The 15,135-nt window shown below is 60.2% G+C and carries 11 protein-coding genes; 5 read left to right on the top strand and 6 right to left on the bottom strand.

The window, feature by feature from the left end; all coding sequences use genetic code 11:
* Positions 1-110: 110 nt before the first annotated feature.
* The 6 genes from WA157_RS05730 to WA157_RS05705 all read right to left on the bottom strand — a co-directional run bounded on the left by WA157_RS05730 (position 111) and on the right by WA157_RS05705 (position 10,798).
* A complete protein-coding gene (locus WA157_RS05730) occupies positions 111-4,172 on the bottom strand; it encodes an EAL domain-containing protein (protein ID WP_422620054.1) in 4,062 nt (1,353 codons plus the stop codon).
* Between the two features lie 690 nt (positions 4,173-4,862).
* On the bottom strand, positions 4,863-6,320 hold the full coding sequence (locus WA157_RS05725; protein WP_422620053.1) for an NAD(P)H-hydrate dehydratase: 1,458 nt from the start codon (positions 6,318-6,320) through the stop codon (positions 4,863-4,865).
* Positions 6,321-6,325: 5 nt separating this feature from the next.
* Positions 6,326-7,213 (bottom strand): MBL fold metallo-hydrolase, encoded by an 888-nt coding sequence (locus WA157_RS05720; RefSeq protein WP_422620052.1) that lies wholly within the window; start codon positions 7,211-7,213, stop codon positions 6,326-6,328.
* 9 nt (positions 7,214-7,222) lie between these two features.
* On the bottom strand, positions 7,223-8,065 hold the full coding sequence (locus tag WA157_RS05715; RefSeq protein WP_422620051.1) for an HDOD domain-containing protein: 843 nt from the start codon (positions 8,063-8,065) through the stop codon (positions 7,223-7,225).
* 62 nt (positions 8,066-8,127) lie between these two features.
* Positions 8,128-9,354 carry an FAD-dependent oxidoreductase gene (locus WA157_RS05710; RefSeq protein WP_422620050.1) on the bottom strand — a complete coding sequence of 409 codons (1,227 nt, stop codon included), beginning with the start codon at positions 9,352-9,354 and terminating at the stop codon, positions 8,128-8,130.
* Positions 9,355-9,469: 115 nt separating this feature from the next.
* Entirely contained in the window at positions 9,470-10,798 is a 1,329-nt protein-coding gene (locus tag WA157_RS05705; protein WP_422620049.1) for an amidase, read from the bottom strand.
* Positions 10,799-10,972: 174 nt separating this feature from the next.
* Between WA157_RS05705 and rpsB the strand changes: the two genes are divergently transcribed.
* The 5 genes from rpsB (at position 10,973) to WA157_RS05680 (ending at position 15,133) form a co-directional block, all read left to right on the top strand.
* The gene (rpsB, locus tag WA157_RS05700; RefSeq protein ID WP_011464282.1) at positions 10,973-11,725 is read left to right on the top strand and encodes a 30S ribosomal protein S2; all 753 of its coding nucleotides are present in this window, start codon (positions 10,973-10,975) and stop codon (positions 11,723-11,725) included.
* Positions 11,726-11,811: 86 nt separating this feature from the next.
* Positions 11,812-12,735, top strand: coding sequence for a translation elongation factor Ts (gene tsf, locus WA157_RS05695; protein WP_422620048.1), 924 nt, complete (start codon positions 11,812-11,814; stop codon positions 12,733-12,735).
* Between the two features lie 109 nt (positions 12,736-12,844).
* Positions 12,845-13,567, top strand: a complete 723-nt coding sequence (gene pyrH / locus WA157_RS05690; protein WP_422620047.1) for a UMP kinase — start codon at positions 12,845-12,847, stop codon at positions 13,565-13,567.
* Between the two features lie 60 nt (positions 13,568-13,627).
* A complete protein-coding gene (gene frr, locus WA157_RS05685; RefSeq protein WP_422620046.1) occupies positions 13,628-14,188 on the top strand; it encodes a ribosome recycling factor in 561 nt (186 codons plus the stop codon).
* A gap of 99 nt (positions 14,189-14,287) precedes the next feature.
* Complete coding sequence (locus tag WA157_RS05680; RefSeq protein WP_422620045.1) at positions 14,288-15,133, top strand: phosphatidate cytidylyltransferase; 846 nt, start codon at positions 14,288-14,290, stop codon at positions 15,131-15,133.
* The last annotated feature ends 2 nt before the right edge of the window (positions 15,134-15,135 follow it).

Genomic DNA, 15,135 nt, shown 5'->3' with positions numbered 1-15,135 from the left:
CAAGGCAACCCTCCGGTAGCGCGCCATGAGCGCAAGCAGGTAGCGCCCCTCTGCGTTGTTGCCGGCCAGCCGAAATAATCGTTTCAACCGGTCTTGTCGCTGCAAATCGCTCATGCAGCAGGCCCGGTATGAATCAAGGTGACTATTTTTCCTCTGGAGCGCGAGTTGATGCCCATGGGGTTCCACTTGACCAGGTAGCGGGTGTCGTCAATCAGCAGCTCGCAGGGCGTCCCTTCAACGGCAGCGGCGATGGCTGCATCAACGGCGGGTAGCGCCCGAGCCAGTTCAATGCCGAGCAAGGCGCCGGCGTCGGCGAACCGGTGCTCGGCAGCCACATTTGCAAACGCAATCAAGCCTTCGTCATCCACCCCAATCACGGGCAGCGGCATGTGCTGCAAGGCTTCACGCGCAATCGCCAGACTGGTTTCGTCGCGTTCGATCTGGTAGCGCTTGTTTTGCAGGATGTCGCCGAGTTGCCGATTGGCGGCAATCAACTCCTGGTTGGTGGTGCGAATCTTGATGTCGAGCTGGCGGTTTTCCTCCTGCAACTCCTTGTATTCAAAGGCTTTGTTGATGTGCTCGCGCAGTGGCTCATCCTCCCACGGCTTGGTCAAAAAGCGGTAGACGGCGCCTTCATTGATGGCATCCGTCACGGACTGCAGCTCGGTGTAGCCTGACAGCACGATGCGAATCGTGTCAGGGTACAGGGCTTTGGCGGCGCGCAGGAACTCCACCCCGGTCATGCCCGGCATGCGCTGATCCGAGATGATCAGATCGACCTTTTGTCTGGACAACAGCTCCAGCCCCTCTGCGCCACTGTTGGCGGTCAGGATCAGATGGCCATCGCGCCTGAACAGGCGCTTGAGCGAGGCCAGGATGTTGGGCTCGTCGTCCACCAGCAGCAGCGTGCGCTGCGGCTTTTGCAGGCGCAGCAGATGCGCTGGCAACTGGCGACCCTCAGAAAACAGTTCTTCAATCGCCTGGGCTGAGATCGGCTTGCAAAAGAAATAGCCCTGAATTTCGTCACAGATGCTGGTGCGCATGATCTCGCACTGGGCTTCGGTTTCCACCCCTTCGGCAATGACCTTCATACCCAAGCCATGGGCCATGGACACAATCACCTTCACCAGCAGGCTGTCGCTCTGGCTGGTGGCAATGTCCTGCACAAAAGACCGGTCGATCTTGACCTGGTCAAATGGAAAGCGCTTGAGGTAGCTCAGCGACGAGTAACCGGTGCCAAAGTCGTCCAGCGAGAGCTTGATGCCCAGGTCTTTTAGCGCCTTGAGCATGGACTCGTTGCGTGGCACGTCATCCATCAGTGCACTCTCGGTGACCTCGATATAAATCAGCGCCGGGTCGATCTGCGATTCGGTCAGGGCGGCTTTGACCTGAAGCACCAAATTGTTGTCGCGAAATTGCAAGGGCGATGCATTGATCGCCACATGTGGGACTTTGATACCGTGATCAAGCCAGCGGCGAATGTCCTGGCAGGCACGGCGCAACACCCACTCACCGATGCCGATGATGAGGCCCGATTCCTCGGCCAGGGGAATGAACTGCCCCGGCGACACGGCGCCGAGTTCGGGGTGCTGCCAGCGCAACAGCGCCTCGACACCGCAAATTTGCCCGGTTTGCAAGTCCACCTGGGGCTGGTACACCAGTTGCAGTTGATTCAGCACGATCGCCTGGCGCAAGGCTTTTATCAGGCGGTCGTGCGCCAGCACTTGCTCATACAGGTCGTCGCTGTAGAACTGATAGGTGTCGCGTCCCTTGAGCTGCGCACGGTGCATGGCAATTTCAACCGCTTTGAACAGCATGTCGAAGTCAGCCCCGTTGTCCGGGAAGCTGGCAATGCCGATCGATGCCGTCAGGGTCAGTTCGTGCACGCCCAGTGAGCAGGGTCGGGACAGTTTCCAGAGCAGTTCAGTGGCCAGGTGTGCGGCTCCCATGGCCGGTGTGCCAGGCAAAACCAGCACAAATTCTTTGCCGCCCATACGGGACACGGTATCTTGCTCGCGCACTGAATCGCTCAGGCGCCTGGCCATTTCGACCAATAGCTCGTCGCCAAGCTGATGCCCCAGGGTGTCATTGACGGCGCCAAAATGGTCGATGGCGACCAGCAGCATGGTCAGCGGCTCCCGCGCGCGTTGCACCATGCTGATGGCCAGCGCCGTGCGGTCCTGCAGCAGGGTACGGTTGGGCAGGCCGGTGAGGGTGTCGAATTGCGACAGCCACTGGATGCGGCTTTCAGCAGCCTTGGCGCTGCTCAAGTCGCTAAAGCTCGCGACATAGTGCGTGGTTTGGCCCTGGCTGTCACGCAGTGCCGAGATGGCCAGCCACTCCGGGTACACCGTACCGTCTTTCTGTCGATTCCATATTTCGCCAGCCCAATGGCCCGACGTGGTGAGGGCAGCCCACATGTCGAGGTAAAACTCCGGGCTTTGTCGCCCGGATTTCAGGATGCGCGGGTTTTGGCCCAGCACCTCGGCTTGCGTATAGCCGGTGATCTCGGTAAAGGCCCGGTTGACCATGATGATGTGGCCCAGAGCATCGGTGACGGTGATACCTTCGCGCCCCTGCGCAAACACCTGCGCCGCGAGTTGAAGCTGTTGTTGCTGGACTTTGCGCTCGGCGATATTGCGGCTGACGCCGACGATACCGATAAATTCACCGTGCTCATTGCGGATGCCATTGGTGGAAATCTCGGTCCAGACCGTTGATCCGTCCTTGCAAGGTTGTTCCAACTCGCCCCTGAATCCGATGAAGGGCAAACCGGCTGCCATGGCAGCCATGGACTTGCCCAGCGCCTCGGTCGCTACCGGGATGGATGAGGGGCACAGGGTTTGCGCCAGTGTTTGCTGCATCACTTCCGCACTGGTGAAACCGCGAAGCTTTTCGACCGAAGGACTGACGTAGGTGAAGCGGCCTTTGAGGTCCATGGTCCAGATGACATCACTGGCGTTGTCGGCGAGCAGACGATGCCGCTGCTCGCTTTCGTGCAGCGCTGTCTCGGCCCGGCGTTGACGCACGATGCGCCAGACGGCGTCGGCGATCAGGCGCACCGTTTCCACGTCGGCCTCGGTGTAGGGCTCGGGCTTGTTGCCTACGCCGGCCATCATGCGCACCAGGCCACCGTCGATGACCGGCACATTGATCAGGCGGTCGAGCTGCGCATGCCCTTCAGGCAGGCCGTGTTTGTCCATCACGCTGGCGTAGTCATTGATGACCACCGGCGCACGCTGGCGCAGTGCATCGGCCCAGACGCCGGCCTGGCTGATGGGGTAGTGCCTGTCAAAAGCGGCGGTGCAGTACTGCGCCAGCGTGCTGCGCGACCATGTCACCAGTTCAATCGCTTCCTGGTCGTCGTGCACCAGATGAATGAAGGCGATCTGGCTGCCGGTGAGCTGCTCGGCCAACTCCTGCCCATGCTGCATGAAGGCGCTCTCAGTCATGATTTCGGCTGCGCCAGGCAGCGTCAACAGCGCCTCGGCGCGGCGCGCTTGCAGGGTGAGTCTGGCTTCGTCTCTCTTTCGGTCGCTGATGTCGCGCGAGATGCCAAACAGGCCGATGACTTGTCCACTGCTGTCGCGCAGGGGCCCCTTGGTGGCAAGAAAAACGCGCTCGCCATCGACCGTATCCAGTGTTTCCTCGTAGCTGGTGGTCCGGTTCGACGCGAGTACGCGCTGATCGTTGGCGCGGATCAACTCGGCTTGCTCAGGCGGGAACAGTGCCGTGTCATCATGGCCCAGCGCCCGCTCAGGTGTGGTGCCCATGACGCGCGTGGTTTCGTGGTTGAACAATAAGTAGCGTCCGGCCAGGTCCTTGGCGAAGATGGCGTCCGTTGAACTGTCAATCAGAGCCGTCAGCAACTGCTGGCTGCGATGATTTTCGGTTTGCGCTTCTTGCTCGCGCATCGAGGCAACAAGGCTCTGCCTCAGCAGTCGCCGCAGCAAGCCATAAAGCAACAGGGATGTGGCGGCCACAAACAGCCAGCCCTTAAAGATGCTGGCCTGGACGATTTGGGCCGGATCGCTGACCAGCCGCGCCAGCAACTCATCCGAGAGCCAAATCCATAAGCCGGCAAAGACAGCATAGACCAGAACCAGCCGCCCGGCAGCACGGATCAGTGAGGTATCTGCCAGATCATCCGGCGTCTTGGTGACGGGATTCATGGTCACATTTTCGTCATGATTTCATCAATGCCCGGCTCGTCTTGGCGCAACGTGCGGCTGGCGCAGAACGCCAGCGCCCAGATGTTGAGTACAAAAATGACCCGCGAGCGCGACTGAAAAAATCTGGATTCATGCGGGCTTTAACCGTGAGGGCCTCTTTCTATGGGCGTTGACGCCGGGACAGCGCTTGTGCAGTGCAAGAGAATAATGGTTTTTCCAGGGTTGGCGCTAGGTGTTTGCGATGAGACGGGTGCGTTTTGGGTACTGCAGCAACAGGTCGGCTCGAAAATGACCCGCACTATTGACGTAGATCAGCGCCACCGTGTATTTATATAAAATAGGCCACTAGCCCCCGTTCTGTCTTGGTTTATAGCTATCTATTTAGTAGCTGTCTGGGGCGTGAGCGGCTCATTCATTCTTCCTGAGCAGCTTTGGCAAGGGCTGTCGGATACACCAGCTCCGCAACTGCAAAAAAGTGTCCGATACGGTTTGGCGCCACAAGGCAGGGCTGTCGCGAGAGCTTGTTTTGTCATCGCGACAGCGGAGCGTTTCAGGCTGTGTTGGCGCTGCAGCGTGATATGGGCGAGGTGCATGCCCGGGCCGAGCTTGCGATGCTTCTGGTGACGCGCGGTATGCGGCTGCCCAAGCGCGAAATCATTTCACGCCTGCTAACGTAAGTGGCTACTATTTTTATAGGCCCCTGGCGAGAGACCCGGCGGTCAGGGCGCGCTCGGTGGGCCACCGATCGGCCGCCAGACCGTGCTGGTAGACCGCCTGGCAAGCGGCCTGAAAAGCGTCCAGGCCGCCCGCCAGGCGCGCGCCAATCAGCCCCGCCAGTACATCGCCCGTACCTGCGGTGGCCAGGCGGGCGTTGCCGGTGGGATTGATGACGGACGTCTGGCCGGGGGCAGCCATCACGGTGCCCGAACCTTTGAGCACCACGGTGCACTGATAGCGCTCGGCCAGTTGCCCGCAAGCGGCGAGGCGATCGGCCTGGACCTGTGCCGCGCTGGTGCCCAGCAGGCGCGCGGCTTCCAATGGGTGCGGGGTCAGGACCGTGGCGGCACCACGTGGGCTGCGATCGGTCAGCAAGGTTTGAAGCTGGGTGTCATTTGCTATCTCATTTATAGCATCTGCATCAATAACGACGGGGGCTGCAGCCGATAAAATTCTGGGCAGCTGAGCACGAACGGCGTCCCCGCCACCACAGCCGCAAACGACCGTCATGGCGGACAAGTCAAGTGCCTCGACCGGTCGGAACATCAACTCGGGTTGGCTGGTATCCACGCTCAGCGTGCCACCGTCGAGCAAGCCGACAAAAACCCGCCCGGCGCCCGCGTGCAGCGCGGCCGACGCGGCCAGCAGGGCGGCACCGGTCATGCCGGGTGCGCCGCCCACCACGGCGACATCGCCGTAGCTGCCTTTGTGCGAGGCATGCGGGCGCTCGGCTGCCGGCGGCGCGCCTGCCAGCCAGGCCGCGGGTGCAAGCGGTTGTTGCGCCAGGGCGCTGAGCTGATCCACGCCGAGGTCAGCCAGCCAGACGCTGCCAGCGGCGTCGCGCCCATGCGCGGTGAACAAGCCGGGTTTGAGTGTGAGCAGGCTCAAGGTGTGCGTGGCCTTGACGCTCAGTTGCGTGACGGCGCCGGTGTCGGCGTGCAGGCCGGTGGGCAAGTCCACCGCCAGCACCGCCTGCTTGCTGGCGTTGATCAACCTGATCCAGTCGGCCATGCGACCGTCGGGCTCGCGCACCTGGGTGCCGATGCCCAGCAAGGCATCAATACACAAATCAAACGCGTCGGGCGGCGTCTGCGAGAAGGTGACGCCGGCTTGCAGCGCGCGCTGGTAAGAAGCCGCGGCATCGGCTGGCGCCGTGTCTGGGCTGCCGAGCCAGGTGAGCACCGGCTGCTTGCCCCAGCGCTGCAAGTGCATGGCGGCTTCCAGCCCGTCGCCGCCGTTGTTGCCGGGGCCGCAGGCGATCCAGATGCGCTGGGCGTGCGGCGCCAGGGCGAGCGCCAGTTGCGCCACGGCTAGCCCGGCGCGCTGCATCAGGCTGTGAGTGGGCAGGGCGGCCTGTGCCGCCTGCTCCATGGCGCGTGTGGCCGCCACGTTGAACAAGGCGTGGCGGGTTCGGAAGTCTACTTTTTGCATCGGTTCTAAAACTCGTAGGTTTCGCCCTCGCGCGCGAGTCGAACCTCGGGGCCACCGGCGAGCGACGGGTTGTCAAGCAGCACTTGGCGGAAAGCGGCTTCGAGTGCATCGTCGCTGCGGGTCGGTTCATGGTGCGTGCAAAACAGCATCTTGGCGCCAGCCGCCTTGGCGTACGCGAAGCTGGAGTTGAAGGTGCCGTGGCCCCAGCCTTTTTTGGCCGGGTATTCCGCTTCAGTGTAGGAACTGTCGGCAATCAGCACATCGACGCCGTGCATGGCGCGCAGGATGCTGTGGGCTTTTTCATCAATAAAACCCTGGTACTCGTCGTAGCTCTCGTCGCCTGGTTCGTAGATGTTGAGCGGCGGCTCATGGTCCCCGGTAAAGAACACCGATTTACCGTTGGCTTCAATGCGGTAACCGAAGTCAATCACGGGGTGATTCATGAGAAACGGTGTGACCGTGGCGGAGCCAATCTGCAGGCTCTGCTCGGGCTTGAGCGTGACGTATTCCATGCGCGCCTTCATCTCGGCCTCGCGCACCGGGAAATAGCTGTACTGCAGTTGCACCGCCATCACCTGCTCCACGCCCTTGCCCGACACCGGGTCAAACGCACCATGCAGGCGCAAGGTGTTGCCGGGAATGAAGTTGGGGATGAAAAACGGCAGGCCCTGAATGTGGTCCCAGTGCGAGTGGCTGATAAACACGTTGGCAGTCACCGGCAACTCGGCCAGCAGCGTCTGCGACAGCGGAAAAATGCCGGTGCCGGCGTCCAGGATGATCAGCTCGTTGTTGTCGGTGCGAATCTCGATGCAGGTGGTGTTGCCGCCATAACGCACGGTGCTCGGGCCGGGTGAAGCAATGGAGCCGCGCACGCCCCAAAATCTGATTTTCATGCAGTGACCTCAAACTTTTGAAAATATTTTGGCTTCTTCCAGCAGGGGTGCCAGGTCGCCCAAAGAGACAATCAGTTCGTCCAAGGTGCCACCCAGCCGCTGCGCAATAGCGGGTGGCAGTTGTTCGACGCAGCGGTTGCCGGCAAAGCCGAATTCGAGCTTCTTGCTGATCTGGTTGGCGGCAAAGACACAGGCGATCATCGGTGTGTCTTTGATTTCCGGACCGTACTGGTAGCGGATGGTTTCCACCAGGTCGGCCGGGAAGCGCCATTTTTCGACCAGCATCGCGCCGACAACCGCGTGATCGGCACCGATCACGTCTCGCAGCGCCAGGTGCAGTGAGCTCTCGTTCCATTGGCTGGTTTCCAGGGCCTTGCGAAATTCGGCCGGCATGAACTGCGCGAACACCACCTTGCCAAAATCGTGCAGCAGGCCGGCAATAAAACAGTCCATCGGGTCGGCGTCATCCAGACGCAAGGCCAGTTGCTTGGCGATGGCCGCCGTGGACAGCGAGTGAAGCAGGTACTGCGCGCCGTCAAAACCGGCCGCATTGCTGGCCGGCAACATGCCGATGGCGGCGATGCTCAAGGCCAGGTTTTTGATGGTGTTAAAGCCCAGGTAAACCACCGCATGGTTGATGGAGGTGATCTGCTTGGGCAGGCTGTAGTAGGCCGAGTTGACGACGCGCAGCACCTTGACCGTGACCACCGGATCCTTGTCAATGACTTGCACCAGATCCTTGGGCGAGCAGTTGACGTCGCGCGTGAGTTCCAGGATCTTTTGCACACTTTTGGGAAACGCAGGCATGCCGTCCACGGCAGCGGCGAGTTTTAAAGAGAGTTCAGGGCTCATGCGGGAATTTTCTGTGAACCGGTTAGGCTGACAATGTAGCAGGCCCTGATGAATGTCCTGTTTTAGCGCCCCAGCCGTTCGATGCCGAATGCGTTGACGTCGAGGTCAGGTGGTCGGCCCGCCATCAGGTCGGCCAAAACACGGGCTGAGCCGCAACTCAAGGCCCAGCCACTGGCACCATGTCCCAGGTTCAGCCATAGGCCCGGCACACCGCTGGCGCCCACAATCGGTGCCCCGTCGGGCAACGTCGGGCGTGCACCTTTCCACTCCTGCACGCCGCTTGACAGTTTGGCGGCGCCCGGGAACCAGTCATGCAACACCCGGTACAGGGTTTGCAGAGCGTCGGCCCGGTTTCTTCCAGGTACGCCGCCCAGTTCGGCCAGGCCCGACACGCGCACCCGGTTGCCCAGGCGGGTGATAGCCACTTGGTGGCGCCGATCGATGACGCCACTGCGCGGCGCATTGAGCGGCTCACGAATAGGGGCGCTGATGGAGTAGCCGTGGACGGCGGCTAGCGCTACTCTGATGCCCAAGGGCACAAGCAGGCGCGCCGAATCGGTCCCCGCGCAGATCACGGCCGCGTCAAAGGGGCGGGCGCCGGTTTCGCCGGCGACCGTGAGCGTGACGCCGCCGGCGCTGCTGATGTGCGTGACTTCGGTGTTGAATTCAAATTTGACGCCACGGCGTTGCGACTCGTTTTTGAGCAGCAGGGCAAACTGGCGGCAGTTGGCGACTTCCGCATCGATGAGTTGAATGGCACCAAAAAATGGCGTGTCCGGACTCAAGGCGGGCTCCAGCTTGCGGACGTCGGGTGCGCTCAGTTCCTTGAAGTCCCGGCCCGCTTCACGCAGCAGTTGCAGACCAGGCTGTACCATTTTGCTGTCCTGCTCGGAGCGCAGCAACATCAGGAGGCCCTCGCTGCGTTCGTAGTCCAGTTTTAGATCCGCCGTGATGTGGTGCAAACGTTCACGGCTGTAGCTGGCCAGGCTCTGCCTCTGAGCCTGATTGGCTCGATGGCGGTCAAGCCGACGGGCGCGACGCCACTTCCAGAACCAGGCCAGCTCGTGAGCCGAAATGGGCCAACTCAGTCTGATCGGGGCAGGGCGGCTGAAAAAATGGCTGACTTCCCGGTTCGGCATGCCGGGTGTCACGATGCCGGCATTGGCAAAACTGGCTTCTTCGGCTGCGGCACCACAGCGTTCCAGCACGGTGACATCGTGCCCATCACGGCTCAGCTCATAGGCCGTGGTGACGCCGATGATGCCGGCGCCAATAACTGCAATCTTCATGAATCCCTTTGTTCTTGTAAACCTTGCAGGACAGACCGTAGCGAAACGCAGCTCTGTCCTCAATTTATCAGGTGTAAATGGCCTCTAGCCCCCGTGTACTATGCACAATGTGCTACTATTTTTGTAGTATTTGTTCGATCTGCAGCGCGATATTGAGCACGGTGTCGTCGCGTAACGCACCGGCCCAGACCATCAAACCCACGGGTAACTCATCGGCGGTCTGGCACGGCAGCGACAGGGCGCAGCCATCGAGCATGTTGACCACGCTGGGGTTGCGCAGCAGCAGGGCGTTGACGCGGAAAAATGCGGCGTCGCGCGCGAGGCCTGGTGCCAGCTCCGCTATGGGTGGCGCCACGATCGGGACGGTGGGCGACAACACCGCGTCAAAGCCCTGTAGGGCCGATGCCATCTGGCTGATCCAGCGTTGCCGCTCGCGCAGCAGCGTGATGTAGTCATAGGCACTCATGCTGGCGCCGCGCTGGATGCGGCTTGCTACGCGTGGGTCGTAAGCAACTGCGTTGCGCTCAAGTAACTGGCGATGCCAAACGTAACTCTCAGCCGCCGCCAAGCTGCCTGCGGCCTGAATCGACTGCAGCTGGCTGATCTCGGTCAGGTTGACTTCTTCAATCCGGGCTCCGGCCCGGCGCAGGGTGGCCAGGGTGCGCTGCCAGGCGCGTGAAACGGTGTCGTCCAGGTCGTCCTGCATCAGGGTGCGGGCAACGGCCAGGCGGTAGGCGGCCAGTGGCGCGGCGCTACGCGTCACCTGGCGCTGGGCCAGCAGCTCGTGCGCCAGCATTGCGTCACGCACGCTGCGGGTCATGGCGCAGACCGTGTCAAGTGTGGTGGACAAGGGCAGGGCACCTTGGGTCGGCACCAGGCGGGCGGTGCTTTTAAAGCCAACAATGCCGTTCAGAGCGGCCGGGATGCGGATGGAGCCGCCGGTGTCGCTTCCCAGACCGATGAGGGCGGCGCCGGTAGCGACTGATACGCCAGCGCCCGACGAGGAGCCACCGGGAATGCGTGGCACATCGGTGCTGCACGGGTTGACCGGTGTACCAAAGTGCGGATTGGTGCCGACGCCCGAGAACGCAAATTCCACCATATGGGTGCGCCCCATGAAGGCGGCGCCAGCGCGGCGCAAACGCGCAACGGCCGGGCTGTCTTGCTTGGCGGGCGGGGTGTCCTTGAGGACCACCGAGCCGGCGCAGGTGGTTTGTCCGGCCACGTCAAACAGGTCCTTGATGGAAACGGCCAGGCCCGCCAGCGGCTTGGTCTGGATGCCAGGGGTGTTGGCGATGGCGCGGGCCTCGTCAAACGTGGTCTGCAGGAAGGCATGCTGGCAGGCAGGTGATTGCGCGGCCTGAATGGCTCGCTCAATTTCGCTTGTTGCCTGGGTTTGGCCGGTGCGCAAGCGCTGCCGGGTGGTGTGGAGGTCTGAAAGCATGGAATCGCAGGCTATAATTGTCGGGCTTTGCTGGGTGGCCCAAGTGGCTATTTGGTGAGCAAATCAGCAAACCAGTTTCATCAAGGTGTTGCAACTTTTTACCGGCGCATCAGTGGCGTCTTCGAAAAGTGGCAAAAACGAACTGGATTTTAGACCTAACCTTTGGAATTAATTATGGCAATTACCATGCGCGAAATGCTGGAAGCCGGTGTCCATTTTGGCCACCAAACCCGCTTCTGGAACCCCAAAATGGCCCCGTTCATCTTCGGCCATCGCAACAAGATTCACATTATCAACCTGGAAAAATCGCTGCCGATGTTCCAGGAGGCCGCCAAGTTTGCGAGCCAGGTTTCCGCCCGGCGCGGCACCGTGCTGATGGTGGGTACCAAACGCCAGGCACGTGAGACCGTCGCCCTGGAAGCCCAGCGTGCGGGCGTGCCTTATGTTGACCAGCGTTGGCTCGGCGGCATGTTGACCAACTTCAAGACGGTCAAGACCTCCATCAAACGCCTCAAAGACATGAAGATCCAGCAAGAAGCGGGTCTGGACAGCTTGAGCAAGAAAGAGCAGCTCATGTTCGCCCGTGAGCTGGCCAAGCTGGAACGCGACATTGGCGGCATTCAGGATATGACGGTGCTGCCGGATGCGATTTTCGTGATTGACGTCGGTTTCCACAAAATTGCGATTGCCGAAGCCAAAAAGCTCGGCATTCCCCTGATTGCCGTGGTCGACACCAATCACTCGCCTGAAGGAATTGATTACATCATTCCTGGCAACGATGACTCATCCAAGGCAGTTATTTTGTATGCTCGCGGCATTGCCGATGCGATCATTGAAGGTCGTTCCAATGCGGTGGACGATGTGGTCAAGGCTGTCGTCGCTGAGAGCTCTGACGAATTTGTTGAAGTGAATGAAACAGCAGCCTGAGCTGTCTGCTGCCCTAAAAAAAGGGGGCTTCTGGGCCCCTTTTTTGAGTCCCCATTTAACTATTTGAACTGATGACGGAGAAAAAAATGGCTGCAATTACCGCAAGCATGGTGGCTGAACTGCGTGGCAAAACGGACGCACCCATGATGGAATGCAAACGTGCCTTGACCGAAGCGCAAGGTGACATGGTCAAGGCCGAAGAGTTGCTGCGCGTCAAGCTGGGCAGCAAAGCTGGCAAGGCCGCCGGACGTATTACCGCCGAAGGCGTGATCACCAGTTACATGGAAGGTGACGTCGGCGCTTTGCTCGAAGTCAACTGCGAAACCGACTTTGTCACCAAGAACGACAGCTTTTTGGCGTTGGCCAATACGGCGGCAAAACTGATTGCGCAGAACAATCCCGCTGACCTGGCGGCGCTGGCTGCCTTGCCTTACACCCAGGATGGTTTTGGACCGACTCTCGAAGACGTGCGCAAGGGCCTGATCGGCAAGATCGGCGAGAACATGAGTTTTCGCCGCTTCAAACGTTTTGCGTCAGGTGCCAAGCTGGCCTCGTATCTGCACGGCACCCGCATTGGCGTCGTGGTTGAGTTTGACGGCGACGCCACTGCCGCCAAGGACGTGGCGATGCACGTTGCTGCCATGAAGCCAGTGGCTTTGTCCAGCGACGATGTGCCTGCCGAACTGGTGGCCAGGGAGCGTTCCGTGGCAGCCGCCAAAGCAGCTGAAGATGCTGCAGTGGCGACGGCCGCCGGCAAGCCGGTTCAGTCGGCCGAGATCGTCGCCAAGCGCATTGAAGGCGGCGTACAAAAATACCTCAAGGAAGTATCGCTGTTTAACCAGTCATTTGTGAAAAATGACAAGCAGACGGTTGAGCAGATGCTCAAGGCCACGGGTACGACGGTGAAGGCTTTTACGCTGTACGTGGTGGGTGAAGGCATCGAGAAGAAAGTCGAAGATTTTGCCGCTGAAGTGGCGGCCCAGATGGCGGCTGCCAAACAGGCCAGCTGATTGCCTCTGCCCCTGCGAAAACCAGGTATTTCAATCCGGGTTCAGATCGAAACCACAGATCTGAATTTGGATTTACCCCGCTCAACCGTCATCACATCAGGAGTTCATCATGTCCGTCGCCAAACCAGCTCATAAGCGTATTTTGCTCAAGCTGTCAGGCGAGGCCTTGATGGGCGATGACCAGTTCGGTATTAACCACGACACGATTGTGCGCATGGTCAACGAGATCGCCGAGGTGACACGTCTGGGCGTGGAGGTGGCGGTGGTCATTGGCGGTGGCAATATTTTTCGGGGTGTGGCGGGTGGCTCGGTCGGGATGGATCGGGCGACTGCCGATTACATGGGCATGTTGGCCACCGTTATGAATGCCCTTGCCCTGGGTGACACCATGAACAAGGCGGGGCTGACCGCACGCGTCATGTCGGCCATTGCGATTGAACAGGTGGTGGAGCCCTATGTTCGACCCAAGGCGCTGCAATACCTTGAAGAAGGCAAAGTGGTGATTTTTGCGGCCGGTACCGGCAACCCGTTTTTCACCACCGACACCGCTGCCGCATTGCGTGGCGCTGAAATCGGCGCCGAGGTGGTGCTGAAGGCGACCAAGGTCGATGGTGTCTACACCGCCGATCCCAAGAAAGACCCGCAGGCTACTCGCTACAGCAAAATTTCATTTGATGACGCGATGGCGCAAAACCTGGGCATCATGGACGCCACTGCATTTGCCTTGTGCCGCGATCAAAAACTACCCATCAAAGTGTTCTCCATATTGAAACATGGCGCCCTCAAGCGTGTGGTGATGGGCGAAGACGAGGGCACGCTGGTTTATGCCTGACCGTGTCAAAATTGCATCTTTTTGAACAGTGTCCTTTGAACAGTCGAGTGAGGAATAAACATGACGATTGCCGAGATAAAAAACACGGTTGAAGGCAAGATGGACCAATCCATCGAAGCGTTTAAACACAACCTGACCAAGATTCGGACCGGTCGCGCCAACCCTGCGTTGCTGGACACCGTGCACGTTGACTATTACGGTGCCATGCTGCCGATCAGCCAGGTGGCCAATGTGTCCTTGCTGGATGCTCGAACCATCAGTGTGCAGCCTTGGGAAAAGGGGATGGGCGCCAAGATCGAAAAAGCCATTCGTGACAGCGATCTGGGACTCAACCCGTCGTCCATGGGTGACTTGATCCGCGTCCCGATGCCCGCCATGTCGGAGGAGCGACGCAAGGAACTCTCCAAAGTGGTTCGCGGTGAAGGCGAAGGCGCCAAGATCGCGATACGCAATTTGCGCCGTGACGCCAATGAAGCGATCAGAAAAGCCGTCAAGGACAAGCTGGCCTCGGAAGATGAGCAAAAACGCTGCGAGACCGACATTCAAAAAGTGACTGACCGGCACATCATCGTGATCGACCAACTGGTGGCTGCCAAAGAGCAAGACATCATGGCGGTCTGATTTGCAACAACCTTGCCTCAGGTGTTTCCTCCCCCCATCGCCATGCAGATCAGCTTGTCATGCCGACTGTTGTGCGTGGTTTTGCTTGAGAACCAATAGATGTTGAAGCAGCGTGTTATCACCGCCCTGGTCATGCTGCTTATCTTGCTGCCAGCGATGTTCTATCGCTCGCCTGAGCCATTTTGTGCCATCGCCCTGTTGCTGATTGCTGCCGGCGCGTGGGAGTGGGCTCGCCTCAACGGCTATTCCCAGTCGGTCTCGCTTGGCGCTGGACTGGTCAGTGGGTTGCTGTGTGCTGCGGCCTGGTGGTCAGGCTGGCTGGAGCGATCGCTGGGCGGGCTCTGGATGGCTGCTGGAGCTGTCTGGGTGCTGGCTGGCGCCTGGGTGTTGCACCGTGGTGTGTCGGCCTGGTCGGCCCATCCGCGGGCGCTGCGGCTGATGGCGGGTCTGCTGGCGCTGTGCCTGGCCTGGCTGGCAGTGGCGCAGGCGAGGGTGATTGGCATTAATTTTTTGCTCTCCATTCTGGTGCTGGTGTGGGTGGCGGACATTGGTGCCTATTTTGCGGGCCGCACCTTCGGCGGGCGTTTTAGCCGAAGCAAACTGGCACCCAGCATCAGCCCCGGCAAAAGCTGGGAAGGGGTATGGGGCGGCATGGCGGGTGTCATTGCACTGGCCTTTGCCTGGCGTTGGTTGGATACCGCATGGGCCAGCACCGTGCCCAGTTTTTATAGCCACGTGGGCCGACAAGGCGGCTGGTTGCTGCTGATTGCCGCCATCTTTATGGCGGCGATGAGCGTTGTGGGTGACTTGTTTGAGTCGCTGGTGAAACGCAGTGCGGGCGTCAAGGACAGCAGTGGCTTGCTGCCAGGTCATGGCGGTGTATTGGACCGGGTGGACGCCTTGTTGCCTACCTTGCCGCTGGCCATGATGCTTTACTCTGTGTGACG

Origin of the sequence: Rhodoferax ferrireducens, assembly GCF_049302455.1 — a bacterium.
GTDB classification, from domain to species: domain Bacteria; phylum Pseudomonadota; class Gammaproteobacteria; order Burkholderiales; family Burkholderiaceae_C; genus Rhodoferax; species Rhodoferax ferrireducens_B.
The sequence above is the reverse complement of the archived record's forward strand: the minus strand, read 5'-3'. Positions and strand labels throughout refer to the sequence as shown.